This window comes from Streptomyces sp. NBC_00122, assembly GCF_045160845.1.
Classification (GTDB): domain Bacteria; phylum Actinomycetota; class Actinomycetes; order Streptomycetales; family Streptomycetaceae; genus Streptomyces.
On sequence record NZ_CP108191.1, the window covers coordinates 2,051,853 to 2,077,578 of the forward strand.

The following is a 25,726-nucleotide window of genomic DNA, read 5'->3' on the forward strand; positions in this document are numbered from 1 at the left end:
TCAGACACCACCGGCACGCCCCAGCACCTCCTCCACCTCGTGAGAGAACGGCATCGCGGTCGAACACGCCAGCCGCGACGCCACGATCGCCCCGGCCGCGTTCGCGAAACGCATGACCCGCTCCAGCTTCCATCCGGCGAGCAGCCCGTGGCACAGCGCGCCCCCGAACGCATCGCCCGCGCCGAGCCCGTTGACGACCTCCACCGGCACCGGCGGGACCTCGGCCACCGTCCCGTCGCGGTGGACCGCCAGCACGCCCTCCGGGCCCCGCTTGACCACCGCCAGTTCCACCCCGGCCGCGAGCAGCGCCCGCGCCGCCGCGTACGGGTCCCACTCGCCGGTGGCGATCGCGCACTCCTCGGTGTTACCGACGGCCACCGTCGCCCCGGCCAGCGCCCGCTCGTAGTACGGGCCGGGTTTCTCGCGCCACAGCATCGGCCGCCAGTCCAGGTCGAAGACCGTGGTCCCGGACTTCGCCCGGGCGTCCAGCGCCGCCAGGGTGGCGGCGCGGCTCGGCTCCTCGCTCAGGCCGGTGCCGGTCATCCAGAACACCCTGGCCTCCCGTACCGCCTCCAGGTCCAGCTCCTCCGCCGCGATCTCCAGATCGGGGGCCTTCGGCAGCCGGTAGAAGTACAGCGGGAAGCGGTCGGGCGGGAAGATCTCGCAGAACGTGATCGGTGTGGGGAGCCCGGCGACCTCCGTCGCCCACCGGTCGTCCACCCCGAACCCCCGCAGTTCGGCGCGCAGATACGCGCCGAACGGGTCCGCGCCGGTGCGGGTGATCACCGCCACCCGCCGCCCCAGCCGGGCGGCGGCGACGGCCACGTTGGCCGGGGAGCCGCCCAGGAACTTGCCGAAGGTCTCGGCCTCGGCCAGTGGTACGCCGGTCGTCAGCGGGTAGAGATCCACCCCGATCCGCCCCATCGTGATCAGGTCGAACCCGATCGGATCGCCGGTCACGTCCACTCCTCCCACTCGTCCTCACCGTCCCTTCGAGCCTCGCACCCTAAGGTGGCCGCTATGACGTCCTCCCCGCCCGCGTTGACCCGTATCCGCGTCGGTTCGGCTCCGGACTCCTGGGGTGTCTGGTTTCCCGACGACCCCCGCCAGACGCCCTGGGAGCGGTTCCTCGACGAGGTCGCCGACGCCGGGTACGAGTGGATCGAGCTCGGCCCCTACGGCTATCTGCCCACCGATCCCGCACGACTCGCCGAGGAGACGGCCAAGCGCGGGCTGCGGGTCTCGGCCGGAACGGTCTTCACCGGACTCCATCACGGGCCGGCCGTATGGGAGGACACCTGGGAGCACGTGTCGCGGATCGCGGCGCTCACCCAGGCCATGGGCGCGGCCCATCTCGTGGTCATCCCCTCCTTCTGGCGGGACGACAAGACCGGCGAGGTGCTGGAGGACCGCGTCCTCACCCCCGGTCAATGGCGTGAACTGGCCTCCCAGACCGAGCGGCTGGGCCGGGAGGTCCAGGACCGGTACGGGCTGCGGATCGTGGTGCACCCGCACGCCGACACGCACATCGACACCCCTTCGAACGTGGCGCGCTTCCTCGACGCCACCGACCCGGGCCTGGTCTCGCTGTGCCTGGACACCGGACATTACGCGTACTGCGGGGGCGACAGCGTCCGGGCGATCGAGACCTTCGGCGAGCGGATCGGCTACCTCCACCTCAAGCAGGTGGACCCGCGGATCCTCGCCGAAGCCGTCGCGGAGCAGCTGCCCTTCGGACCGGCGGTGGGCCGCGGGGTGATGTGCGAACCGCCGTCCGGGGTGCCGCCGCTGGAACCGGTGCTGGCGGCGGCCCAGCGGCTCGGCGTGGACCTGTTCGCCATCGTGGAACAGGACATGTACCCCTGCGAGCCCGACCGGCCGCTGCCGATCGCCCGCCGCACCCGCGCCTACCTGCGCTCCTGTGGCGCCCGCTGACCCTTCCCGGGAGGAACACGAACATGAGCACGCTCGGTATCGCCGTCATCGGCACGGGGAAGATGGGCGCCGACCACGTCCGCAGGATCGGCCGGACCGTCGGCGGGGCCCGGGTGGTGGCCGTGGCCGACCCGGACGGGGACCGGGTCAAAGAGGTCGCGGGCGCCCTGGACGGCGCCGGCGCGCACACCGACCCGGCGGCCGCGATAGCGGCGCCCGGGGTGGACGCCGTACTGATCGCCTCTCCCGGGCCCGCCCACGAGGAGGCCATCGGGCTGGCCCTGGAGCGCGGACTGCCGGTGCTGTGCGAGAAGCCGCTCACCCCGGACCCGGCGGGGGCGGTGCGCGTCATGGAGGCCGAACGGCGTCTGGGGCGGCGCCTGGTGCAGGTGGGGTTCATGCGCCGGTACGACGCCGAGTACGGGCGGCTGAAGGAGCTGCTGGACGCGGGCGGGATCGGGCGGCCGCTCTTCCTGCACTGCCGGCACCGCAACGCCGCCTCGCCGTCCTTCTTCACCAGCGACATGCTGATCAGCGACTCGGTGGTGCACGAAGTGGACGCGGCCCGCTGGCTGCTGGGGCAGGAGATCACGGCGGTCACCGTGCTCTCCCCCACTGCGTCCTCGGCGGCTCCCGAGGGGCTGCGCGATCCCCGGCTGGTGCTGCTGGAAACGTCCGGCGGAGCCGTCGTCGACGTGGAGATCTTCGTCAACTGCGGCTTCGGCTACCAGGTGCAGTGCGAGGCGGTCGGCGAGCGGGGCAGCGCCCGGATCGGCGACGGCCACGCGATGGTGGTGCAGTCGGCGGGCCGGTGGGGCGGCGAGATCGACCAGGACTTCACGGTGCGCTTCGCCGACGCCTACGACCGGCAGCTGCGCAGCTGGGTGACCGCGGCCGCGCGGGGCACGGTGGCCGGACCGGACGCGTGGGACGGCTACACGGCGGCCGCCGTCTCGGAGGCGGGCCTCGCGGCCGCGCGCACCGGCGTACGGACCCTGGTGGAGCTGGTGGAGCGGCCGGCCCTCTACCGCTGAGCCCGTCTGCCCGCCTTCCTGCCTGGCGAGCCCTGTGCCGCTTCTGTCACAGGGGTCGCCTTTGTGTCACACATGTCCGCATTACGCGGGCTTTCCGTCACAGGCGCCCTACAGCCCCTCCCCTGCCCTCACCCGGCGTCGTTCCCCGGGCACAACCCGAGTGATCGTCACTGTCCACACCCCGGCTCCCCCGACGGCCTTCCGGCCGACCCCGCGGCGTGGACAAGGAGGTGTCGTGCAATGAGCGACCGACAGCTGTGGTCGTACAAGGAGATCGCTGCCCACATCCGGGTCCAGCCGGACACCGTGCGCTCCTACCGCAAGCACGGACTGCTCCCCCCGCCCGACCATGTGGAGGGCGGCAAGCCCTATTGGTACGCCGAAACGATCCGCACCTGGGTGGCCCGCCGCCCCGGCAACCGAGGCCGCCACGAGGACTGACCCCGCTCACTGACCCCGCTCACCCCTCATTCCTCACTCGGGGGGACGGGGCCCACCCGGGCCCCGTCCCCCAGGGCCCCGCTAGGCGGCCCCGGCAGGCACCCGCTCCGGCTCGGCGGTCACTTCCGCCGGCGGCAGCGACTCCCCCTCGCTCAGCCCGAACCTCTCGTGCAGCCTGCGCAGCGGGCCCGGCGCCCACCAGGTGGCCTTCCCGGTCAGTTTCATGACCGCCGGGACCAGGAGGCTGCGCACGACCATGGCGTCCATCAGCACCGCCAGCGCGATCCCGAGGCCCAGCATCTTGGTGTTGGTCACCCGCGAGGTACCGATGGCCACCATCACCACGGCCAGGATCACGGCCGCCGCGGTGATCAGCCCGCCGGTGCGGGCCAGTCCGGTGCGCACGGCCCCCTCGTGGTCCCCGGTCCGGTCGTACTCCTCCTTGATCCGGGATATGAGGAACACCCCGTAGTCCATGGAGAGTCCGAAGGCGATGCAGAACATCAGCACCGGCAGGGTGGTCTCTATGTCCCCGGTGGAGGTGAAGGAGAGCAGTCCGGAGAGGTGCCCCTCCTGGAAGACCCACACCACCGCCCCGAACATCGCGGTCAGGCTCAGCGCGTTGAGGAGCACCGCCTGGACCGGTATCAGAAGGCTCCCGGTGAGCAGGAACACCAGCAGGAGCGTGGCGAGCACCACCAGGGCCAGCGCGGCGGGCAGAGCGTCCGCGATGGCCTTCTGGGCGTCGACGAGCCTCGCCGCCTGCCCCGTCACCGAGGTCCGGAAGCCGGCCTCGACCTGCCTCACCTCGCCGACCAGGTCCTGGGCCTGCGGCCCGACCGTCTCGCCCTCGGCGGTCACCGAGAAGTACGCGTACCGCGCCCCGGCCCCGGCGCTCACCGGCCCGTCGACACGGACCACGCCGGGCAGGACGGCCAGGCGGTCCCGGTAGGCGGCGAGCTCGGCGGGCCCGGCCTCCCCCTCGGCGAGCACGGTGAGCCCGCCGCCGGGGCTGCCCGGGAAGCCGTCCCGGATGTGCTGCTGGACCACGTGCGACTCCGCGGTCTTCGGCAGCTGCCGGTCGTCCACGGTGCCGAACTTCACGCCGAGGAAGGGCAGTCCGAGGAGCAGCAGCCCCGCCGTGGTGGCCACCGCGAACACCGGGGCCCGGCGCATCACCAGCGCGGCCGCCCGCCCCCAGCCCCGGCCCGGTTCCGCTGTGGCGTCGGCCGCGGGACCCCGGCGCCACAGCCGGCGCAGGTCCAGGGAGTTGACCCGCTCGCCCAGCAGCACCAGGGCCGCCGGCAGCAGGATGAGCGCGGCCGCCGCCGCGAGCAGGACCACCGCGACCCCGGCGTAGGCGAAGGAGCGCAGGAAGTACATCGGGAAGAACATCATCGCCGAGAGGGAGACCGCGACGGTCAGCGCGGAGAACAGCACGGTGCGCCCCGCGGTGCGCAGGGTGGCTCCGACGGCGGCCACCGGATCCCGTCCGCCGGCGAGTTCCTCGCGGAACCTGCGGACGATGAACAGGGCGTAGTCGATGGCGAGTCCGAGACCGAGCGCCGTGGTCAGGTTCTGGGCGAAGACGGAGACGTCGGTGACCTCGGTCAGGCCGCGCAGCACCGCGTTGGTGCCGAGGATGGCCACGATGCCGACACCGAGCGGCAGCAGGGCCGCGACGGCGCTGCCGAAGACGAGGATGAGCAGGACGAGGGTGACGGGCAGCGCGATCAGCTCGGCGCGCAGCAGATCCTCCTGGATGGTCGAGGTCACCTCACGCTGGACCGCCGCGGGCCCGCCGAGGGAGACGCTCACCGGCCCGTGTTCGCCCCGGTAGCGCGGGGCGATCCGCTCCAGCACCTCGGTGGCGGCCTTCTGGTCGCCCAGCACCCTGGCCGCGATCAGGGCCTGCCGGCCGTCCTGCGAGCGCAGCGCGGGCAGCCCGGTGCGCCAGTACGAGCCGACTCCGGCGACCCCCTGCTCCGCGGCGAGCTGTGCGGCCAGCCGCTCCGCCTCGGCGGCGACGGCGGGATCGTCCACCCCGGCGGTCCCCGCGCCGGCGTCCACGAGCAGCAGCAGATTGGGCTGGGAGGCCGGGAACTCGCGCTCCAGGGCCGCGGCGGCATAGGTGGACTGGGCGCCCGGGTCCTCCCAGCCGCCGCTGCCCATCCGGTCGGCGACACCGCCGCCCGCGAACACGGCCAGTGCCGTGACCAGCAGGGCGAGCAGCAGCGAGAGCCGCGGCCGGGCCGTGACGAACCGGGTCCACCCGCCGCTCTCCCCGGGCGACGGCGGATTCTTGACTTCGGACATGACTCGGTGTCCCCTTCACCGTGATTGCCAGGCCAAATAGACTGGCAAACACGAGCAGTCGCTCGCGTTTCCTCAGAATGCGAGCGACCACTCGCGTTTGTCAATCACCCACGGGAAGCAAGGGATGGGGCATGCCGGGAACTCCCAAGGGCAAAACAACTGAGAGCGGTGAAAAAGCCACCACTCCACGCCGCCGACAGGCGCGCGGTGAGCGACGGATCTCCCAGCTGCTGTCGGCCGCCGCCGGAGTGTTCTGCCGCACCGGGTACGCCGCGGCCAGCACCAACGCCATCGCCCGCGAGGCCGGCGTGTCACCGGGCACGCTCTACCAGTTCTTCCCGAACAAGGAGGCCATCGCGGTCGAGCTCGGCGGCCAGCTGCTGCAGCGCGCGCACGAGATGCACGGACAGGCCTTCCTGCCCGAGAACCTGGACCGCCCCCTGCCCGAGCTGCTGGACGCCGTCCTGGACCCGGTCATCGCCTTCAACTGCGAGAACCCCGCCTTCTGGGCGCTCATGCACGGCTCCGGCATCCCGGGCATCGCACAGGAGCACGAGGAGCTGCACTCCGGCCTGCTCGCCCGCGTCGAAGGGGTTCTGCGCACCTTCTGCCCCGAGGCCGGGCCCGCCGACCTCACCCGCACCGCGAACATGATCCTGGGCATCTTCAAGGCGTCCCTGGACCTGATCCTGGCGCACGAGGGCGCCGAGCGCGCCGCGTACGTCGCGGAGCTGAAGATCGTCCTGCTGCGCTACCTGGAGCCGGTGATCACCCCGACCCACCCCCACTGACCGCGAAGGCTCCCGGACGGTCCATATCACCCAATTGCATACGGTTCATCCGGCTCGGCCACCCCGAGAGAGCAGGCGCGGCTACTCGCATACATACCCCCTAGGGGTATAGTCTCGGAGTGTCGGGAGGACGGTGGAGCGACTCGCCGTTCCCCGGCGACCGCACGCACCCTCGAAGAGGAGAACGACATGACCGCCGAGACGGACACCCAGACCACCACCGTCTACCGGGTGACCGGCATGACCTGCGGGCACTGCGAGGGCGCGGTGACCACCGAACTCTCCGCCCTGCCGGGCGTCAGCTCGGTCAAGGCCGTCGCCGCGACCGGCGAGGTCACCGTGACCTCCGCCGCCCCGCTGGCCGAGGAGGACGTACGCGCCGCCGTGGACGAGGCGGGCTACGAGTTCGCCGGCCAGGCCTGAGCGCCCCCTCTTCGGCAGCACCCCGCCGGGGCGTGCCGGCCAGCTCATACTGGTTCCGTACGCCCCGGCCCTCCCCCTGGAGCCGGAACATGACCAGCACAGTGCACGACGGACCCATAACGGCGGTCGAGCTCACGATCGGCGGGATGACTTGCGCCTCCTGCGCGGCCCGCATCGAGAAGAAGCTGAACCGGATGGACGGGGTCACCGCCACGGTGAACTTCGCCACCGAGAAGGCGAAGGTCTCGTACGCGGGTGACGTACGGGTCGCCGACCTCATCGCGACCGTCGTGAAGACCGGATACACCGCCGAGGAGCCCCCGCCGCCGGAACCGGAACCGGACCTCGGCGCCCCGGACGACGCGGCGCCGACCGTACGGGACCCCGAGCTGGCCGCGCTGCGCCAGCGGCTGCTGGTCTCCGCCGCCCTCGCCCTCCCCGTCGTCCTGCTCTCCATGGTCCCGGCCCTCCAGTTCGACAACTGGCAGTGGCTCTCGCTGACCCTCGCCGCCCCCGTCGTCGTCTGGGGCGCCCTCCCCTTCCACAGGGCCGCCTGGACCAACGCCCGGCACGGCGCCGCCACCATGGACACCCTGGTCTCGATCGGCACGCTGGCCGCCTTCGCCTGGTCGCTGTGGGCCTTGTTCTTCGGTCACGCCGGCATGCCGGGCATGCGGCACGGATTCGACTTCACCCCCGGAACGGCAGCGACGGGCACCGACGGCTCCTCCGCCATCTACCTGGAGGTCGCGGCCGGGGTCGTCAGCTTCATCCTGCTCGGCCGCTACCTGGAGGCCCGCTCCAAGCGGAAGGCCGGCGCCGCGCTGAAGGCCCTGCTCGAACTCGGCGCCAAGGACGTCGCCGTGCTGCGCGAGGGCCGGGAGGTCCGCGTCCCGGTGGGCGCGCTCGCGGTCGGCGACCGGTTCGTCGTCCGCCCCGGCGAGAAGATCGCCACCGACGGCACCGTCGTCGAGGGGAGCTCCGCCGTGGACGCGTCCATGCTGACCGGCGAATCCGTCCCCGTCGAGGTCACGGTCGGCGACTTCGTCACCGGCGCCACCGTCAACGCCGCCGGGCGCCTGGTCGTCGAGGCCACCCGGATCGGCGCCGACACCCAGCTCGCCCGGATGGCCAAGCTGGTCGAGGACGCGCAGAACGGCAAGGCCGAGGTGCAGCGGCTCGCCGACCGGCTCTCCGCCGTCTTCGTGCCCGTCGTCCTGCTGCTCGCGCTGGGCACCTGGGTCGCCTGGCTGCTGATCACCGACGACCCCACCGCCGCGTTCACGGCCGCCGTGGCCGTACTGATCATCGCCTGCCCGTGCGCCCTCGGCCTGGCCACGCCGACCGCGCTCATGGTCGGCACCGGCCGGGGCGCGCAGCTCGGCATCCTGATCAAGGGCCCCGAGGTGCTCGAATCCACCCGGCGCGTGGACACCGTCGTCCTGGACAAGACCGGGACCGTCACCACCGGCCGGATGACCCTCGCCGGCGTCTTCACCGCGGCAGGCACCGACGAGCGCGAGCTGCTGCGCCTCGCCGGATCCCTGGAGCACTCCTCGGAACACCCGATCGCCCGGGCCGTCGCCGTCGCGGCGGCCGACAGGGCCGGCGGCCTGCCGGTCCCCGAGAGCTTCGAGAACGTGGCCGGGCTCGGCGTCCAGGGCGTCGTCGACGGACACGCCGTCCTGGTGGGCCGCGAGCAGCTGCTGGCGGACTGGTCGATCGCCCTGCCGGCCGAACTCGCGCAGGCCAAGTCGGCCGCCGAGGCGGCGGGCGGCACCGCCGTCCTGGTGGCCTGGGACGGTGCGGCGCGCGGGGTGCTGACCGTGGCCGACGCGGTCAAGGAGACCAGCGCCGAGGCCGTCGCCCGACTGCGGGCACTGGGCCTGACCCCGGTCCTGCTGACCGGCGACAACAAGGCCGTCGCCGAGACGGTGGCCCGCGAGGTCGGCATCGACCAGGTGATCGCCGAGGTGCTCCCGCAGGACAAGGTGGACGTCGTACGCCGCCTCCAGGCCGAGGGCCGTACGGTCGCGATGGTCGGCGACGGGGTCAACGACGCGGCCGCGCTCGCCCAGGCCGATCTGGGCCTGGCCATGGGCACCGGCACGGACGCGGCCATCGAGGCGGGCGACCTGACCCTCGTACGGGGAGACCTGCGGGTGGCGGCGGACGCGATCCGGCTGTCCCGCCGGACCCTGGCCACCATCAAGGGCAACCTGTTCTGGGCCTTCGGCTACAACGTGGCGGCCCTGCCGCTGGCAGCCGCCGGGCTGCTCAACCCGATGATCGCGGGGGCCGCGATGGCCTTCTCATCCGTCTTCGTGGTGACCAACAGCCTCCGGTTGAGGTCCTTCCGCTAGCGGTTCGCCTTCGCATCGAGCACACAGGTTCTTCACACGAGACGCAGATCACAGTGATCGCAACGTAACCATTCGGGGTCGTCACGGGTCTAATGGGGCGATGCCAGGAACGTCTTGGGGGACGTTCCGCGGAGGTCTTGGGGGACGTCCGGGGGCATCAGCCGGCCGGGACGCGTGCCCGCGGGAAGCTTTGAGCGGCCCTCCCGACCCGATACGGGTCCCGGCAGACACCGACACCCCGGTTCGGGTCCCGTGGGGGGAATCCGTTCCGGGGACAGGAAAGCGCCCCGACCGTCGACCCGTGGGGGGATCGGCGGCGGGGCGCTTTTCGCAAGCGTCGGCCCGGCCGGCCACGAAGGGCCGGCCGACCGGGTGGGAAGCCTCGGGTCAGCGGGCCTCGACCGGTACGAAGTCGCGAAGGACCTCGCCGGTGTAGATCTGGCGCGGGCGGCCGATGCGGGAACCCGGCTCCTTGATCATCTCGTGCCACTGGGCGATCCAGCCGGGAAGGCGGCCGAGCGCGAAGAGCACGGTGAACATCTCGGTCGGGAATCCCATGGCCCGGTAGATCAGGCCGGTGTAGAAGTCCACGTTCGGGTAGAGGTTGCGCGAGACGAAGTACTCGTCGGCCAGCGCGTGCTCTTCCAGCTTGAGCGCGATGTCGAGCAGCTCGTCGCTCTTGCCGAGCGCCGAGAGGACATCGTGCGCCGCCGCCTTGATGATCTTCGCCCGGGGGTCGAAGCTCTTGTAGACGCGGTGCCCGAAGCCCATCAGGCGGACGCCGTCTTCCTTGTTCTTCACCTTGCGGATGAAGGCGTCGACGTCGCCGCCGTCGTTCTTGATGCCTTCGAGCATCTCCAGAACGGACTGGTTGGCGCCACCGTGCAGCGGACCCCACAGGGCCGAGATGCCGGCGGAGATCGAGGCGAACATGTTCGCCTGCGAGGAGCCGACCAGGCGCACGGTGGAGGTCGAGCAGTTCTGCTCGTGGTCCGCGTGCAGGATCAGCAGCTTGTCGAGCGCCGAGACCACGACCGGGTCCAGGTCGTACTCCTGGGCCGGCACGGAGAAGGTCATGCGCAGGAAGTTCTCGACGTAGCCGAGGTCGTTGCGCGGGTAGACCACCGGGTGGCCGACCGACTTCTTGTACGCGTAGGCCGCGATCGTCGGGAGCTTGGCCAGCAGCCGGATCGTCGAGAGGTGGCGCTGCTTCTCGTCGAACGGGTTGTGGCTGTCCTGGTAGAACGTCGACAGCGCGCTGACCACGGAGGACAGCATCGCCATCGGGTGCGCGTCGCGCGGGAAGCCGTCGTAGAAGCGCTTCACGTCTTCGTGCAGCAGCGTGTGCTGGGTGATCTCGTTGCGGAAAGACGCGAGCTGGTCGACGGTCGGCAGCTCACCGTTGATCAGCAGGTACGCGACCTCGATGAAGGTCGAACGCTCGGCGAGCTGCTCGATCGGGTAGCCGCGGTAGCGCAGGATGCCCTGCTCACCGTCGAGGTAGGTAATCGCGGACTTGTAGGCCGCGGTGTTGCCGTAGCCACTGTCCAAGGTGACGAGCCCGGTCTGGGCCCGCAGCTTCGAGATGTCGAAGCCCTGGTCACCGACGGTGCTCTCGACCACCGGGTAGGTGTATTCACCGTCCGCGTACCGGAGTACTACAGAGTTGTCGCTCACGTCATCCCTCACCGACGTAGTGCCTCTTCTTCGAGGTGCCCTGACTGCCTCTACCTTCCCCCATTTGGCGCAGGAGAGTGCACTCGGGGTCGGCGTTTGGTCCATTTGACGGCACTGAGTGCCTTCAACCCGCTCATCCTGCCCCTCCCCGCCGGTTGTCGGAACCCCAAATGATCGATCATTTAGGTGATGTTTCCCACCGGTATCCGGCCGGACAGTCTGGGAGCGACCGCCGTGTACCTCCTGCCTGCGGAAACCGTACGCACAGCCTGACCGAGGGCCTTGCGGGACCCGACGAGGACGACCAGTTTCTTCGCCCTGGTCACCGCCGTGTAGAGGAGATTTCGCTGGAGCATCATCCAAGCGCCGGTGGTGACCGGGATCACCACCGCGGGATATTCACTCCCCTGGGAGCGGTGAATGGTGACGGCGTACGCGTGGGCCAGCTCGTCGAGCTCCGTGAACTCGTAGCCGATCTCCTCGTCCTCCTCCGTCCGCACCGTCAGGCGCTGTTCGTCCAGGTCGAGGCCGGTGACCACGCCGACCGTGCCGTTGAAGACACCGTTGGCCCCCTTCTCGTAGTTGTTCCGGATCTGGGTGACCTTGTCGCCCACCCGGAACACCCGTCCGCCGAAGCGCTTCTCCGGCAGGTTCGGCCGGGCCGGCGTAATGGCCTGCTGGAGCAGGCCGTTGAGGTTTCCGGCACCCGCCGGACCGCGGTGCATGGGCGCGAGCACCTGGATGTCCCGGCGCGGGTCGAGCCCGAACCGTGCCGGAATCCTTCGCGCCGCGACGTCCACGGCGAGCACCCCGGCCGCCTCCGTGTCCTCCTCGGGGAAGAGGAAGAAGTCCGGCAGCCCGTCCGTGATGGGCGGCACTCCGGTGTTGATCCGGTGGGCGTTGGTGACCACGCCCGACTGCTGGGCCTGCCGGAAGATCCGGGTCAGCCGGACCGCGGGCACCGGGCCGCCCTCGGCCAGCAGGTCGCGCAGCACCTCGCCCGCGCCGACCGAGGGCAGCTGGTCCACGTCTCCCACGAGCAGCAGGTGTGCACCCGGTGCCACGGCCTTGACCAGCTTGTTGGCCAGCAGCAGGTCCAGCATCGAGGCCTCGTCGACGACGACCAGGTCGGCATCCAGCGGCCGCTCCCGGTCGTAGGCGGCGTCCCCGCCCGGCTTGAGCTCCAGCAGCCGGTGCACCGTGGAGGCCTCCGCCCCGGTGAGCTCGGCCAGCCGCTTCGCCGCCCGGCCGGTGGGGGCGGCGAGCACCACCTTGGCCTTCTTGGCCCGGGCCAGCTCGACGATGGAGCGCACGGTGAAGGACTTCCCGCAGCCGGGCCCGCCGGTGAGGACGGCGACCCGGCGGGTCAGCGCCAGCTTGACCGCGTCCCGCTGCTCGGGGGCGAGCTCGGCCCCGGTCCGCCCGGCGAGCCAGCCCAGCGCCTTGTCCCAGTCCACGTCCTGGAAGCCGGGCATCCGGTCGTCCTCGGCGTACAGGAGCCGGCGCACCTGCCCGACCAGCGAGAGCTCGGCCCGGTGGAAGGGCACCAGATACACGGCGGTCAGCGGATCCGGACCGCCCTGGGGATCGGGGACGGGCTCCCGCACGACGCCCTCCGGATCGGCGGCGAGCTCGGCCAGGCAGTCGATCACGAGCCCGGTGTCCACCTGGAGCAGCTTGACCCCGTCGGCGATGAGCCGGTCCTCGGGCAGGAAGCAGTGGCCCTGGTCGGTGGACTGGGACAGGGCGTACTGGAGCCCGGCCTTGACCCGCTCGGGGCTGTCGTGCGGGATCCCGACGGCCTGGGCGATGCGGTCGGCGGTGAGGAACCCGATGCCCCACACGTCGGCGGCGAGCCGGTAGGGCTGGTTCTTCACCACGGAGATGGAGGCGTCGGCGTACTTCTTGTAGATGCGCACCGCGATGGAGGTGGAGACGCCGACGCCCTGGAGGAAGACCATGACTTCCTTGATGGCCTTCTGCTCCTCCCAGGCCTCGCCGATCAGCCTGGTCCGCTTGGGGCCGAGCCCGGGCACCTCGATGAGCCGCTTGGGCTCGTCCTCGATGACGTCGAGGGTGTCGAGGCCGAAGTGCTCCACGATCCGGTCGGCGATCTTCGGGCCGATGCCCTTGATCAGACCGGAGCCCAGGTAGCGGCGGATGCCCTGGATGGTCGCGGGCAGGAGTGTGGAGTAGTTCTCCACCGTGAACTGCCGGCCGTACTGCGGGTGGGAGCCCCAGCGGCCCTCCATGCGCAGGGATTCGCCGGGCTGGGCGCCGAGCAGCGAGCCGACGACGGTGAGCAGGTCACCGCTGCCCCGGCCGGTGTCGACGCGGGCGACCGTGTACCCGCTCTCCTCGTTGGCGTAGGTGATGCGTTCGAGCACCCCCTCGACCACAGCCTGTTGTACCGCCGCCCCGTTGGTTGCCATGGCACGAAGCTACCGTCCGGCGCCGACAACGCGTCAGGCCTGTGGACGGCACCGGAAGCCTGTGGGCGGCACCAGAAAGGGGTCCAGCCTCGCGGCCGGACCCCCATCACGGTTACCCCTCCCGTGTCGGACTTCCCGATCCCCCCAGATCCCCTCCCGGAAGTACCGACGCACCATACGACCCGCGATTCCCCCGGAGGGTTGCACCCGGATCCACAGCTTTGCCTTTCCGTTACCCAATGCCTACTCAAAGTGCCGGTGAACCGGCACAGAAGCCGTGTTTCAGGCACGAGGGAAGTGAGTCGATGACGACGACGGCGTGGCCCGCGGCAGCCTCGGCCCCCTAGAGTTGGCCCATGGCTCAGAGCGTGCGGCTACGGGACCCGCAGCCGGGGGACCTGGGGTGGATCGTGCAGCGCCACGGCGCGCTGTACGCCGCCGAGTACGGCTGGAACACCGGCTTCGAGGGCCTGGTGGCCCGGATCGTCGCGGAGTTCGCCGAGGACCACGACCCATACCTGGAGCGCGTCTGGATCGCCGAGCTGGACGGGCGTCCGGTCGGCTCGGTGATGTGCGTCCGCGAGGACGGCGCGCCCGGGACCGCCCGGCTGCGGCTGCTCCTGGTCGACCCGGAGGAACGCGGCCGCGGCCTCGGATCCCTGCTGGTCGACACGGTCGTCGGCTTCGCCCGCTCGGTCGGCTACCGCGAGCTCGCGCTGTCGGCCGACGACGTGCTGGCCGAAGCCCGCGCGCTCTGCCTGCGGGCCGGCTTCACCCTGGTCGCCGAGCGCCCGCACCGCTCGTACGGCGTCACCCTCACGGGGCAGGACTGGCGACTGCCGCTGCAGGAGGGCTCCCCGCGCTGACGCCCGAACCGACCCCCGTACGGTTCGAGGCGCGCGCGGGGGCCAGCGAGGTGAGGGCCACCCCGCCGACCAGGAGTACGGCCGCCAGCCAGCGCAGGCCCGAGACGGACTCCCCCAGCACCAGGGCCGCCGAGGACATCCCGAACACCGGGACCAGCAGCGAGAACGGCGCCACCGAGGAGGCCGGGTAGTGGCGCAGCAGGTAGCCCCAGGCCCCGAAGCCGAAGACGGTGGACACCCAGGCCACGTAGCCGATGACGGCGGCCCCGGACCAGTCCAGGGCGCGCAGCGCGGCCAGGTCCCGCTCGGGCCCCTCCAGCAGCAGGGAGAGCGCGAACAGCGGCAGCACCGGGACCGTGCACACCCACACCATGAAGTTCAGCGCGTCGGGCGGCGAGGCCCTGCGGGTCAGGACGTTGGAGACGCCCCAGCAGGCGGCGGCCGCGACGACCAGCGTGAAGCCGAGCACCGGTCCGGACGTGCCCCCGTCCACGGCGGCCACCCCGATCCCGGCGAGCGCCACGGCCATGCCGAGCAGCCGTACCCGGCCGGGCCGTTCGCGCAGCACGACGGCGGCGAGAACGGCGGTGAAGACGGCCTGGACCTGCAGGACGAGGGAGGACAGCCCGGCCGGCATCCCGGCGGCCATCCCGGTGAAGAGCAGGCCGAACTTGGCGATGCCGAGGGCCACGCCCACCCCGATGATCCACTTCCAGGCGACCTTGGGACGGCCGACGAAGAACACGGCGGGCAGCGCGGCGACGAGGAAGCGCAGGGCGGACAGGAGCAGCGGCGGGAAGTGGCCGAGTCCGATCTGGATGACGACGAAGTTGAAGCCCCAGACGGCGGCGACGAGCACGGCGAGTGCGGTGTGTACGGGACGCATGTTCCGAGCATCGGCGCCCTGATCGTGTAGCACCAGCGCAGATCTCTTCCGGGATGGATGAAGCATTGCTTACGCTTGGCGCATGCTCGACCTGTCCCGGCTGCGCGCCCTGCACGCCGTCTCCGTCCACGGCTCGGTCGCCGGCGCCGCGGCCGCCCTCGGCTACACCCCTTCGGCGGTCTCGCAGCAGATCTCCAAGCTGGAGCGGGAGACCCGCACCACCCTGCTGGAGCGGCGCGGGCGCGGGGTCGCCCTCACCGAGGAGGCCCGCCATCTGGCCGACACGGCCCAGGAGTTGCTGGCGATCGTGGAGCGCGCCGAGACCACCCTGGAGGAGCGGCGCGGGCAGCCGAGCGGGCTGCTGACGGTGGCCGCGTTCGCCTCCGCGGCGCGCGGGCTGCTGCCGGGGGTGCTGGCCGATCTGGCCCGCCGCCATCCGGCCCTCGACGTCCGGCTCACCGAGGTGGACCCGCACCTGTCGGTGGACCTGGTGGCCCGCGGCGTCACCGACCTGGCGGTGGCCCACGACTGGGACATCGCGCCGCTGCCGGCCCCCGAAGGGGTCGAGCACGCGGTGATCGGGGACGACCCCTGCGACCTGGTCGTGCCGAGCGGGCATCCGTTCACCGAGCGCTCCGTCATCCACCGCTCCGACCTCGGCGGCCAGCGCTGGGTGTGCCAGCCGCCCGGGCGGGTCTGCCACGACTGGCTGATGCGGACCCTGCGCACGGCCGGATTCGAGCCCGACATCGCGCACGTGGCGGAGGAGAACCACACCATCGTCGCCCTGGTCGCGGCAGGGCTCGGGGTGGCGGTGGTGCCCCGGCTGGGCACCGGCGCGCTGCCGCCGGGCGCGGTGGCCGTGCCGCTGGAGCCCGGCCCCGTACGCCGGTTGTACGCGCTGTGGCGGACCGGGGCAGCCCGCCGCCCCGCGATCACCGAGGCCGTACGGACCGTGCAGGAGCACTGGACCCCGTAGCGAGTCATCCGGGGGATTTCCGAGTGTCCGGAGCCCGCGGGGCGCGGGGCGGCAGTAGGGTCCGGCGGGTGCCGTACCACGCTTCCCGCCGGACCCTGCTCGCCGCGGCCGCTCTGACCGCCGTCACGGCCTCCGGGGCCTCCCCCGCCGCGGCCGACGCCGCGGCGGCCCGCCGGGCCCCGGGCGCGCTCCCGCCCGGCCGCCCACCCGACGCGGCGCTGCGCCGCCTGGTGGACCGGATGAGCCTCGCCGAGAAGGTCGGGCAGCTCTTCGTCTCCCGGGCGTACGGGCATTCGGCGACCGACCCCGACCCGGCGGACGCGGCGAAGAACCAGGAGCTGTTCGGGGTGCGCACGGCGGCCGAGCTGGTCTCCCGCTACCACCTGGGCGGGATCATCTACTTCGCCTGGGCGCACAACACCCGCACCCCGCACCAGATCGCCGCGCTGTCGGCCGGTCTCCAGGAGGCCGCGCTCGCCGCCGGTCGCGGGATCCCGCTGCTGCTCTCCACCGACCAGGAGCACGGCGCCGTCGCCCGCATCGGCAGGCCCGCGACGCTGTTCCCGGGGGCGATGGCGCTCGGCGCGCAGCACAACGCGACCGGTTCCGCCGCCGGTGCCCGCCGGGCCGCGCGCATCGCGGGGGCCGAGCTGGCGGCCATGGGCATCCGGCAGGACTACGCGCCGGTGGCCGACGTGAATGTGAACCCGGCGAATCCGGTCATCGGCGTACGGTCCTTCGGCGCCGACCCGGGCGCGGTGGCGGAGCTGGTCGCCGCCCAGGTCCGCGGCTACCAGCGGGCCGGGGTCGCGGCCACCGCCAAGCACTTCCCGGGCCACGGGGACACGGAGACCGACAGCCATGTCGGGCTGCCGGTGATGCGGCACACCCGCGCCGACTGGGAGGAGCTGGACGAGCCGCCCTTCCGGGCCGCCGTGGAGGCGGGCGTGGACGCGGTCATGACGGCGCACATCGTCTTCCCGGCCCTCGACCCCTCGGGGGACCCGGCGACCCTCTCCCGGCCGATCGTGACCGGGATCCTGCGCGAACGCCTGGGGTTCCGGGGGGTGGTGGTCACCGACGCGCTCGACATGGCGGGGGTCCGCCAGAAGTACGGGAACGAGCGGGTGCCGGTACTCGCACTGAAGGCGGGCTGCGACCAGCTGCTGAACCCGCCGGACCTGGGCCTCGCGTACCGCAGCGTGCTGGCGGCCGTGGAGGCGGGCGAGCTGACGCAGGAGCGGATCGACGAGTCGGTGCTGCGGATCCTGGAACTGAAGGCGCGCCGGGGCCTGTTCGACGAGGCCGGCGCCCGGTCCGGGGAGGTGGACGCGGTGGTCGGCGTCCCGGAGCACCTGGCGGCGGCCGACGAGATCGCGGGCGCCACGACGACGCTGCTGGCCAATCCGGCCGGGCTGCTGCCGCTGGACGCGTCGGCCGGGCCCCGGCTGCTGGTCACCGGGACGGACCCGGTCTCCCCCAGCGGCACCACGGGTCCCCCCACCGCCGTCCTGGCCAAGGAGCTGACCGCACTCGGCTGCCGGGCCACGGCCCTGCCGCCCGCCCGAGCGGCGGCCGCGGCGCCCGGTCACGCGGCGGTGGTGGTGTGCACGTACAACGTCCCCGAGGGGGACGATCCGCAGCGCACCCTGGTGGCCGGCCTGCTGGCCACCGGCGTCCCGGTGATCGCGGTGGCGATCCGCAACCCGTACGACTCGGCGCGGCTGCCGGCCTGCGCGGCGGAGGTGGCGACGTACTCCTGGGGCGATGCGGAGATGCGGGCGGCGGCCCGGGCGCTCACCGGGGCGGTGCGGCCGGCCGGCCGCCTCCCGGTGCCGGTCCCGGGCCGCTACCCGCTGGGCCACGGGCTGACCTACTAGGCGTCAGCCCGCGGCCCGGCAGGGCACGTTACGGCCGCAGCTGCGGCTCGCGCTCCAGGTCGCGCTGGTCGAGCTGTGCGTCCGGCGCCGCCAGCGGCGTCGCCCTCCCCGCGTCGGCGAGCGCGGCGGCCGGGGCCACCCCCGCCCACTGGAGGATCTTCGCGGTCGCGAGGGCCTTCTCTTCGTCCATGAGCTTGGCGACGTTCGCACCGTGGTTGGCGCCCGGCGCGATCATCACGTAGCTGTCACGCACCCCGTAGCCGAGGTGGAACGGTTCGGCGCCCCACGGGTCGTTCTGCCCGTACACGAACAGCATCTGGTTGGCGTTCTTGCGGACCCAGTTGTCCACGTCCCGCATGGCCGCCGGCTGGAAGGTCATGGGGATGTCGCGGGGCACGAAGGTGCGCGGCGGCTGGTAGCCGTAGCGGCTCAGGCCGGCCAGGTGCGGCTGCTTGATGTCCGGGGAGCCGAGCTGCGTGCCCGCTTGGTAGTAGTACGGGGTGTACGTCTCCAGACCCTGGTCGGCGTAGGCGGAGAAGCCGGAGATCGCGTCGACGGTGTCCCAGATCTCCTGGTCGCTCGCGGCCCTGGCGTCCGGGATGGAGGCGCAGTCGGAGAGCAGGCTGTACTGCCAGAAGGCCCACACGTAGTCGAGCACGACGGCCTCGTAGGCCTTGTCGAGGCTGCCGACCGTGGTGAAGGTCCAGCCGTTCTCGGCGGCGGCCGTCGCGTACTTGGCCTCCAGCGGCTCGCGGCGTACGAGCGCCTCGCGCTGCACCGCGTTCAGCTTGTCGCGGCACTCCTTGGTGCCGACCTTGGCGAAGAACCGGTCGTAGGCCGAGTCCTCGTTGTTGACGACGTCGTTGGGCGCGACGTACGCGACGACGCCGTCCATGTCGCGCGGGTAGAAGCGCTCGAAGTACGTCGCCGTCATACCGCCCTTGCTGCCGCCCGTGGCCAGCCAGTTCTTGGTGTAGATCTTCTTCAGGGCGGTGAAGATGCGGTGCTGGTCGCTGGCGGCCTGCCAGATGTCCAGGTTCGCCCAGTTGGCCGGGTCGGGCCGCGAGGGCGTGAAGAATCGATACTCCAGCGACACCTGGTTGCCGTCGACGATGGTCGTCGGCTCACTGCGGCGCGGGCTGGTGTTGACGTTGTAGCCGGAGGTGTAGAACACCGTCGGCCGCGAGACGTCCTTGTGCAGAAGGGTCAGGCGCTGCTTGAAGGTGCCCTTCGACGGCTGCCGGTGGTCGACCGGCTGCTCGTAGTTCAGTACGAAGAAGCGGTAGCCGGGGTACGGCTTCTCCTCGATCAGGCTCATCCCGGGAATGCCGAGGATCTGGTCCTTGATGTCCGTGGCGGCCGCCGGCCCTGCGGCGGTGGCCGCTTGTGCCGTGAAGCCGGCCGCACCCATGGTGCCGATCAGCACCACGAGCGACAGCAGCCATCCGAGCGTCTTGCGCATTCACCCTCCCCTTGAGTTCACTTCGGTCGCCGTGAACCTAGCGGGGTGAACGCGCTGCTGAACAGACCTAGTTGGGCCGGTCGTTCAGCACAGGATCCAGCCGGAATCGGCAGATCCGGCCCCCACGCTCCCCTTTACATACACACAGCGGCCGATCGCACCCACGGTGACAGGCCCGGCATAACGGGTGAATCGCCCGATATCGCGGATCGCGGCCCCGCCGCGCGGCTGGATGCTCACCGCCATCCCCCGCCGCTCGCCGGGGACACGGGCCACGGCCACCGCGCACGCCTGGGTGTGGGTCTTGTACACGCGCACCTCGCCCGCCGCGATCGGCAGCGTCCTGGCCAGGCGGCCCGCACATCCGCCGCTTTCGGCGTGCGCGCCACCCCCGCCGCCTCCCCCGCCGGCCCGCTCGGTCCGGACGGGCGGCGCCGCCGCCTGCGCGGGCGGCGCCGCGAACAGCCCGCCGACGCAGAGCCACAGTGCCGCCGCGAACACCCCGAGGGGCGCTGCCCATCGGCCGCGCCCCGTCCACCCGTCCAACACCCTGTCCCCCGCTCGGTCGTACGTACCGCGTGCGTACGCACGTACGACGCCCAGACTCCCCGGAAGGTTGCGGCCGGCAAGGGTCCGCGACCACCTACCTCGTACGGGTGCATCCACAACACCCCAGCGGGAGGGCGCGAGTTCACGACCCCGCCACGAATTACGCTAGGTGATCGATTCACTCCTCAACGTAGCCGTGAGAGGCAGTTGCCATGACGAACGACCTGCTCGACCGCAAGCTGGAGCGCGCCTTCACCCACTTCGACGCCGACGGGAGCGGTGTGATCGACGCCGACGACGTCATCGCCCTCGGAGCCCGCCTCCTGGCCGCCCTCGGAGAGCAGCCCGACTCGCGGAAGGCAGAGCTGGTGATGAGCAGCCTGGCCGACTTCTGGCAGGACCTCTTCACCGAGCTGGACACCGACCGGGACGGCAAGGTCACGCCCGAGGAGTACAAGGCGGGCATGACGCGCCTGTACGCGCAGGGCGGGCCCGCCTACGACCGGTCGTTCCGGCCGATGGTGACGGCGATCCTGACGGTCGTCGACAAGGACGACGACCAGCGCATCAGCCCCGAGGAGTTCCACAAGGCCCAGGAGGCCTTCAACCCGGAGCTGCGCCCCGCCGACGCCGAGGCGCTGTTCCGGCGGATCGACAAGGACGGCGACGGCACGCTGACCGTGGACGAACTCGTCGCCGCCGTCCGCGAGTACTACATCGGCACCGACGAGGACGCCCCGGGCAATCTGCTCTTCGGCGAACTCTGACCCGTTCGGCCGTCAGGCCGCGGCGCGCTCGTCCTCCCCGGCGAAGGTGCGCCACAGCTCGGCGTACCGGCCGCCGCGCGCCAGGAGTTCGGTGTGCGTACCGTCCTCCACGACCCGGCCGCGGTCCATGACCACGACCCGGTCGGCGCGGGCGGCGGTGGTCAGCCGGTGGGCCACCACCAGGGTGGTCCGCTTGCCGGCGAGCCGGTCGGTGGCCAGGTTGACCTGGGCCTCGGTGGCCAGGTCCAGGGCGGCCGTGGCTTCGTCGAGCAGCAGCACGTCGGGGTCGACGAGTTCGGCCCGGGCCAGCGCGATCAGCTGGCGCTGGCCGGCGGAGAGGTTGCGTCCGCGTTCGGCGACGGTGTGCAGGTAGCCGCCGTCCAGCGTGGCGATCATGTCGTGGGCGCCGACCGCGCGGGCGGCGGCCTCCACCTCGGCGTCGCTCGCACCGGGCCGCCCGTAGGCGATGGCGTCGCGGACGGTCCCGGGGAAGAGGTAGGACTCCTGGGGGACCACACCGAGGCGGTGGCGGTACGCCGTCAGGTCGAGCTCCCGCAGATCGGTGCCGTCGGCGGTGATCCGGCCCGAGGTCGGATCGTAGAACCGGGCCACCATCTTGACCAGCGTCGACTTGCCGGCTCCGGTCTCGCCCACGAAGGCAACGGTCTGCCCGGCGGCTATGCGCAGGTCTATTCCGGCCAGCGCCTCGCCCGTCTCGCCCCGCTCCTCGGCGGTGCCGTACTGGAAGCGGACGCCCTCGAAGGCGATCTCCCCGCGCAGCCCGGAGACCTCGCGGGGCCGCTCCGGGCGGGGTGTGGTGGTGGGCTCGCGCAGCAGCCCCTGGATGCGGCCGAGGGAGACGGTGGCCTGCTGGTAGCCGTCGAAGACCTGGGAGAGCTGCTGGACCGGGGCGAAGAACAGGTCGATATAGAGCAGGTACGCGACCAGCGCGCCGGTGGTGAGGGTCCCGGCCTCGACCCGGCCCGCGCCGACGATCAGCACGGCGGCCGCGGCGCCCGAGGACAGCAGCTGGACGAAGGGGAAGTAGACGGATATCAGCCACTGGCCCCGGACCCGGGCCTCGCGGTACGAGTCGCTGCGCTCCGCGAAGCGGCGGGCGCCGGAGCCCTCGCGGCGGAAGGCCTGGACGATGCGGAGCCCGGCGACGGACTCCTGGAGGTCGGCGTTGACCAGGCTGACCCGGTCGCGGGCGAGCTCGTACGCGGCGACCGACTTGCGGCGGAAGACGGCGGTGCCGATCACGAGCACCGGGAGGGTGGCGAAGACGATCAGCGCGAGTTCGACGTCGAGGACGAGGAGGGCGATCAGGATGCCGAAGAAGGTGAAGACGGAGACGACGGCGGTGACGAGGCCGGTCTGCAGGAAGCTGGACAGGGCGTCCACGTCGGTGGTCATCCGGGTCATGATCTTGCCGGTCAGCTCGCGCTCGTAGTAGTCGAGACCGAGGCGCTGGAGCTGGGCGAAGATCTTGACGCGGAGTGCGTAGAGCACGCGCTCGCCGGTGCGGCCCGTCATCCGGGTCTCGGCGAACTGCGCGGCCCACTGGGCGAGGACGACCCCGAGCGCGAGGACCGCGGCGGCCCACACCGCGCCGAGGGCGGCCTTCTCCACGCCCTGGTCGATGCCGTGCCGGATCAGGATCGGCAGGAGCAGACCGGAGCCGGCGTCGACGGCGACGAGGGCGAGGCTGATGGCGAGCGGAGCCCAGAACCCGCGGAGCAGGCGGCGCAGGCCGTAGCTCTCCTCGGGGGCCGTGGCGCGGTCCTCGTCCACGTCGGGCTGGTCGTCGGCCGGCGGCAGGGCCGCCACCTGGGCGAGGAGTTCGGGGGTCGCCGGCATCCCGGCGACGGCGCCGGCCATGGAGTGCCCGGCTCCGGGCGCGCCGGTGCCGGCGGCGGGGGCGGAGCCTTCGGGCTTGTCGGCGTTGTCGGGGGCCTCGCGGCGCCGCCAGAGCTCGGGGGTGATCCCGGCCGCGACGCGGCGCTTGGCGTTGACGGGCTCGGAGTCGATCTCGGCTTCGAGCTCGATGTCGCGTTCGAGGTGGTCTTCGAGATCGCGCTCGAACTCGGCCATCACCGGGGCGTCCGGGGTCCGCGGCGAGCCGGCGCCGAGCGCGTCGGGGTCGGTGAGCAGCCTGCGGAAGAGGGGGGAGCGGCGCTCCAGCTCCTCGTACGTCCCGATGTCGGCAAGCCGCCCGTGGTCGAGTACGGCGATCCGGTCGGCCAGCCCGAGCGTGGAGCGGCGGTGGGCGATCAGCAGGGTGGTCCGGCCGGCCATGACGCCGCGCAGGGCCTCGTGGATCTCGTGCTCGACGCGGGCGTCCACGGCGGAGGTGGCGTCGTCGAGGAGGAGCAGCCGGGGGTCGGTGAGGATGGCCCGGGCGAGCGCGATGCGCTGGCGCTGGCCGCCGGAAAGGGTGAGCCCCTGCTCGCCGACCTTGGTGTCGTACCCGGCGGGCAGGGCCTCGATGAAGCCTTCGGCCTGGGCGGCGCGGGCGGCGGCGCGGATCTGTTCGTCGGTCGCGCCGGGGTGCCCGTAGGCGATGTTGGAGCGGATGGTGTCGGAGAAGAGGAAGGAGTCCTCGGGCACGAGCCCGATGGCGCCGCGCAGCGACTCGTACGTCAGCTCGCGCACGTCGTGGCCGCCGACGCGGACCGTGCCGCCGTCGGTGTCGTAGAAGCGCGGCATCAGGAGCGAGACGGTGGACTTCCCGCTGCCGGAGGACCCGACCAGGGCGACGGTCTCCCCCTCCGCGACGGAGAGCGAGAAACCGTCGAGGACGGGCCGCGCGGGGTCGTAGCCGAAGCGGACGTCGTCGAACTCGACGGTGGCCGGCGCGTCGGCGGGCAGCTCGCGGTCGCCGTCCTGGATCTCGGGCTCGGTGTCGATGAGCTCGAAGACCCGCTCGACGCCGGCGCGGGCCTGCTGGCCGACGGTGAGCACCATGGCGAGCATGCGGACGGGGCCGACGAGCTGGGCGAGGTAGGTGGAGAAGGCGACGAAGGTGCCGAGGGTGACCTGCCCGTTGGTCGCCATCCAGCCGCCGAGGGCCAGCATGGCGACCTGCCCGAGGGCCGGGACGGCCTGGAGGGCGGGGGTGTAGCGGGAGTTGAGCCGGATGGTGCGCATCCGGCCGGCGAACAGCCGCCGGCCGGCGGCGCGCAGCTTGGAGGTCTCCTGCTCCTCCTGCCCGAAGCCCTTGACGACGCGGACGCCGGTCACGGCGCCGTCGACGACGGTCGCGACGGCGGCGGCCTGGCCCTGCGCGTACCAGGTGGCGGGGAAGAGCTTCTTGCGGCTGCGCTTGGCGATGAACCAGAGGGCGGGGGCCATCAGCAGCGCGACGAGGGTCAGCAGCGGCGAGAGCGCCAGCATGATCCCGAGGGATATCCCGAACAGCAGGAAGTTCCCGATGGTCATCGGGAGCATGAAGAGCAGGCCCTGGATGAGCTGGAGGTCGCTGGTGGCCCGCCCCACCACCTGCCCGGTGGACAGTTCGTCCTGCCGCCGCCCGTCGAGGCGGGCGATGGTGTCGTACATGTCGGTGCGCAGGTCATGCTGGACGTCGAGGGCGAGCCGCCCGCCGTAGTACCGGCGTATGTAGGTGAGTACGTACACGAGCAGGGCCGCGCCTATGAGCATCCCGGCCCAGGGACCCATGGGCTTGGTCCCGTCCCCGATGACGTCGTCGATGATCACCTTGGTGACCAGCGGCACGAGCGCCATGACGGCCATGCCGCCGAGCGAGGACCCGAGCGCGAGCAGCACGTTGACCTTGTACCGCCAGGTGTAGGCGGTCAGCCGCCTGGCCCAGCCCTGTTTCTCCCCAGCCGCCGTCTCTGCCGCCGCCACGTGGTGCCTCCCCGTTCGCCTGTCCTACCGGAAGCCCCAACGCCCCGACCGGCGGATTTCATCCCGCCGCAACAATCGCACCGCAGTCCGCGCCGGGCACGGGGGCTTGATCCGATCAGGGGACTACCGCCCGCTGGACAACCACCGGAAGCCGGGTCGCGACGGCCGACGGGGAGGCCTACTGGGCGTCGAACTCGTACTCCAGGACGTACGCGGAGGCGTCGAGGACCATCTCGTTGACCTCGACCACCCGCCCGTCGGCGGCGAAGGCGGTACGGCACACCAGCACGACCGGCGTCCCGGCGGCCAGCCCGAGCTGCGCGGCCTCGTCAGGGCCCGGCATCCGCGACCGGACCTCCTCGCGGAACCGGGCGGGCCCGACGCCGAGCTCCGCGAGGCGGGCGTAGATGCCGCCGGGGCCGGTGTCGGGCTCGGTGATGGGCGTGCCGGCCACGAGAACGGCATCGAGGTACGAGCTCGCGAGCATCACCGGCTTCCCGTCGAGCAGGAACCTGCGACGCCGCACGTATACGGGCGCCCCGCCCGCGAGCCCGAGCACGCCGGCGACCGCATCGGGCACGGTCTCCTCGAAGACGCCGAGCAGCTCGACGACGGGTTCCCGGTCCTCCGTGTCGGCGACCCAGATGGACCGCCCCTCACCCCAGACTTCGGCGGCCAGCCGCTGAATCCCGCGCCGCCGGATCCGCCGGAACTCCCGTACGAAGACCACGGCTCCCTTACGCGCTTCGGTCAGCCCTTCGGACTGGAGCACGCCGAGCGCCTGCCGCGCGGTCATCCGGGCGACCCCGTACCTACTCATCAGGTCGTTCTCACCGGGCAGCCGGTCCCCGGGCCCGTACTCGCCTGCCTCGATGGCGGCCTTCAGTGCGGCAGCGATGCGCTGGTACTTGGGCTGCCGTACGGCGCCGTCACTCGGCATGCGGTCCTCCCTGATCATCTCTAGTCATCCTAGGCACCCCCTCGCGCCGATGAGACGGCACGCTCGTCCAACCCGTGACACACGCCCAACATCTCTAGAGAATCGACTTGAC

The 25,726-nt window shown here is 72.0% G+C and carries 18 protein-coding genes and 1 pseudogene; 10 read left to right on the top strand and 9 right to left on the bottom strand.

Annotated features, from left to right (window positions below):
• The gene (iolC, locus tag OG737_RS09665; protein WP_328925792.1) at positions 1 to 960 is read right to left on the bottom strand and encodes a 5-dehydro-2-deoxygluconokinase; all 960 of its coding nucleotides are present in this window, start codon (positions 958 to 960) and stop codon (positions 1 to 3) included.
• 60 nt (positions 961 to 1,020) lie between these two features.
• On the opposite strand from iolC, the gene OG737_RS09670 reads away from it, so the two are divergent.
• From OG737_RS09670 to OG737_RS09680, 3 genes are all read left to right on the top strand, one after another.
• Complete coding sequence (locus tag OG737_RS09670) at positions 1,021 to 1,935, top strand: sugar phosphate isomerase/epimerase family protein (RefSeq protein ID WP_405921421.1); 915 nt, start codon at positions 1,021 to 1,023, stop codon at positions 1,933 to 1,935.
• Between the two features lie 23 nt (positions 1,936 to 1,958).
• The gene (locus OG737_RS09675) at positions 1,959 to 2,969 is read left to right on the top strand and encodes a Gfo/Idh/MocA family oxidoreductase (protein ID WP_328925794.1); all 1,011 of its coding nucleotides are present in this window, start codon (positions 1,959 to 1,961) and stop codon (positions 2,967 to 2,969) included.
• Between the two features lie 240 nt (positions 2,970 to 3,209).
• Entirely contained in the window at positions 3,210 to 3,410 is a 201-nt protein-coding gene (locus OG737_RS09680; RefSeq protein WP_328925795.1) for a MerR family transcriptional regulator, read from the top strand.
• Between the two features lie 81 nt (positions 3,411 to 3,491).
• Here OG737_RS09680 and OG737_RS09685 read toward each other — a convergent pair whose 3' ends face one another.
• On the bottom strand, positions 3,492 to 5,726 hold the full coding sequence (locus OG737_RS09685; protein WP_328925796.1) for an MMPL family transporter: 2,235 nt from the start codon (positions 5,724 to 5,726) through the stop codon (positions 3,492 to 3,494).
• A gap of 131 nt (positions 5,727 to 5,857) precedes the next feature.
• Here OG737_RS09685 and OG737_RS09690 point away from each other — a divergent pair, with 131 nt between their 5' ends.
• The 3 genes from OG737_RS09690 to OG737_RS09700 all read left to right on the top strand — a co-directional run bounded on the left by OG737_RS09690 (position 5,858) and on the right by OG737_RS09700 (position 9,303).
• Complete coding sequence (locus OG737_RS09690; protein ID WP_328925797.1) at positions 5,858 to 6,517, top strand: TetR/AcrR family transcriptional regulator; 660 nt, start codon at positions 5,858 to 5,860, stop codon at positions 6,515 to 6,517.
• Positions 6,518 to 6,706: 189 nt separating this feature from the next.
• Positions 6,707 to 6,940, top strand: coding sequence for a heavy-metal-associated domain-containing protein (locus OG737_RS09695; RefSeq protein WP_328925798.1), 234 nt, complete (start codon positions 6,707 to 6,709; stop codon positions 6,938 to 6,940).
• A gap of 89 nt (positions 6,941 to 7,029) precedes the next feature.
• A complete protein-coding gene (locus tag OG737_RS09700; RefSeq protein WP_328925799.1) occupies positions 7,030 to 9,303 on the top strand; it encodes a heavy metal translocating P-type ATPase in 2,274 nt (757 codons plus the stop codon).
• Positions 9,304 to 9,690: 387 nt separating this feature from the next.
• Here the strand turns inward: OG737_RS09700 and OG737_RS09705 are convergent, their stop codons facing one another.
• Positions 9,691 to 10,980 (bottom strand): citrate synthase, encoded by a 1,290-nt coding sequence (locus OG737_RS09705; RefSeq protein ID WP_030229520.1) that lies wholly within the window; start codon positions 10,978 to 10,980, stop codon positions 9,691 to 9,693.
• Positions 10,981 to 11,162: 182 nt separating this feature from the next.
• Positions 11,163 to 13,412 carry an ATP-dependent RecD-like DNA helicase gene (locus OG737_RS09710; protein WP_328925800.1) on the bottom strand — a complete coding sequence of 750 codons (2,250 nt, stop codon included), beginning with the start codon at positions 13,410 to 13,412 and terminating at the stop codon, positions 11,163 to 11,165.
• Positions 13,413 to 13,780: 368 nt separating this feature from the next.
• On the opposite strand from OG737_RS09710, the pseudogene OG737_RS09715 reads away from it, so the two are divergent.
• Positions 13,781 to 14,278 (top strand): annotated as a pseudogene (locus OG737_RS09715) (GNAT family N-acetyltransferase); the annotation flags it as partial.
• Here OG737_RS09715 and OG737_RS09720 read toward each other — a convergent pair.
• Positions 14,229 to 15,164 (bottom strand): EamA family transporter, encoded by a 936-nt coding sequence (locus OG737_RS09720; RefSeq protein WP_328925801.1) that lies wholly within the window; start codon positions 15,162 to 15,164, stop codon positions 14,229 to 14,231. The pseudogene OG737_RS09715 and the gene OG737_RS09720 overlap by 50 nt on opposite strands.
• A gap of 82 nt (positions 15,165 to 15,246) precedes the next feature.
• Between OG737_RS09720 and OG737_RS09725 the strand changes: the two genes are divergently transcribed.
• Entirely contained in the window at positions 15,247 to 16,143 is an 897-nt protein-coding gene (locus tag OG737_RS09725; RefSeq protein ID WP_328925802.1) for a LysR substrate-binding domain-containing protein, read from the top strand.
• Between the two features lie 68 nt (positions 16,144 to 16,211).
• On the top strand, positions 16,212 to 18,023 hold the full coding sequence (locus tag OG737_RS09730; protein WP_405921422.1) for a glycoside hydrolase family 3 protein: 1,812 nt from the start codon (positions 16,212 to 16,214) through the stop codon (positions 18,021 to 18,023).
• A 28-nt stretch (positions 18,024 to 18,051) separates the two neighbouring features.
• On the opposite strand, the gene OG737_RS09735 is transcribed toward OG737_RS09730, so the two are convergent.
• Together OG737_RS09735 and OG737_RS09740 are read right to left on the bottom strand one after the other, a co-directional pair.
• Entirely contained in the window at positions 18,052 to 19,485 is a 1,434-nt protein-coding gene (locus OG737_RS09735) for a S28 family serine protease (RefSeq protein ID WP_328925804.1), read from the bottom strand.
• An 84-nt stretch (positions 19,486 to 19,569) separates the two neighbouring features.
• On the bottom strand, positions 19,570 to 19,986 hold the full coding sequence (locus tag OG737_RS09740) for a hypothetical protein (RefSeq protein WP_328925805.1): 417 nt from the start codon (positions 19,984 to 19,986) through the stop codon (positions 19,570 to 19,572).
• Between the two features lie 260 nt (positions 19,987 to 20,246).
• Between OG737_RS09740 and OG737_RS09745 the strand changes: the two genes are divergently transcribed.
• Positions 20,247 to 20,801 (top strand): EF-hand domain-containing protein, encoded by a 555-nt coding sequence (locus OG737_RS09745; RefSeq protein WP_328925806.1) that lies wholly within the window; start codon positions 20,247 to 20,249, stop codon positions 20,799 to 20,801.
• Between the two features lie 12 nt (positions 20,802 to 20,813).
• Here the strand turns inward: OG737_RS09745 and OG737_RS09750 are convergent, their stop codons facing one another.
• Both OG737_RS09750 and OG737_RS09755 read right to left on the bottom strand, forming a co-directional pair.
• On the bottom strand, positions 20,814 to 24,674 hold the full coding sequence (locus OG737_RS09750; RefSeq protein ID WP_405921423.1) for an ABC transporter ATP-binding protein: 3,861 nt from the start codon (positions 24,672 to 24,674) through the stop codon (positions 20,814 to 20,816).
• 178 nt (positions 24,675 to 24,852) lie between these two features.
• Positions 24,853 to 25,614, bottom strand: coding sequence for a GntR family transcriptional regulator (locus OG737_RS09755; RefSeq protein WP_405921424.1), 762 nt, complete (start codon positions 25,612 to 25,614; stop codon positions 24,853 to 24,855).
• Positions 25,615 to 25,726: the final 112 nt, after the last annotated feature.

What these genes read in the sequence shown, in the direction of transcription:
- OG737_RS09670 (WP_405921421.1), top strand. Translation starts at nt 1,021, where the DNA reads ATGACGTCCTCCCCGCCCGCGTTGACCCGTATCCGCGTCGGTTCGGCT.
- OG737_RS09675 (WP_328925794.1), top strand. Translation starts at nt 1,959, where the DNA reads ATGAGCACGCTCGGTATCGCCGTCATCGGCACGGGGAAGATGGGCGCC.
- OG737_RS09680 (WP_328925795.1), top strand. Translation starts at nt 3,210, where the DNA reads ATGAGCGACCGACAGCTGTGGTCGTACAAGGAGATCGCTGCCCACATC.
- OG737_RS09685 (WP_328925796.1), bottom strand. Translation starts at nt 5,726, where the DNA reads ATGTCCGAAGTCAAGAATCCGCCGTCGCCCGGGGAGAGCGGCGGGTGG.
- OG737_RS09690 (WP_328925797.1), top strand. Translation starts at nt 5,858, where the DNA reads ATGCCGGGAACTCCCAAGGGCAAAACAACTGAGAGCGGTGAAAAAGCC.
- OG737_RS09695 (WP_328925798.1), top strand. Translation starts at nt 6,707, where the DNA reads ATGACCGCCGAGACGGACACCCAGACCACCACCGTCTACCGGGTGACC.
- OG737_RS09700 (WP_328925799.1), top strand. Translation starts at nt 7,030, where the DNA reads ATGACCAGCACAGTGCACGACGGACCCATAACGGCGGTCGAGCTCACG.
- OG737_RS09710 (WP_328925800.1), bottom strand. Translation starts at nt 13,412, where the DNA reads ATGGCAACCAACGGGGCGGCGGTACAACAGGCTGTGGTCGAGGGGGTG.
- OG737_RS09720 (WP_328925801.1), bottom strand. Translation starts at nt 15,164, where the DNA reads ATGCGTCCCGTACACACCGCACTCGCCGTGCTCGTCGCCGCCGTCTGG.
- OG737_RS09725 (WP_328925802.1), top strand. Translation starts at nt 15,247, where the DNA reads ATGCTCGACCTGTCCCGGCTGCGCGCCCTGCACGCCGTCTCCGTCCAC.
- OG737_RS09735 (WP_328925804.1), bottom strand. Translation starts at nt 19,485, where the DNA reads ATGCGCAAGACGCTCGGATGGCTGCTGTCGCTCGTGGTGCTGATCGGC.
- OG737_RS09745 (WP_328925806.1), top strand. Translation starts at nt 20,247, where the DNA reads ATGACGAACGACCTGCTCGACCGCAAGCTGGAGCGCGCCTTCACCCAC.
- OG737_RS09755 (WP_405921424.1), bottom strand. Translation starts at nt 25,614, where the DNA reads ATGCCGAGTGACGGCGCCGTACGGCAGCCCAAGTACCAGCGCATCGCT.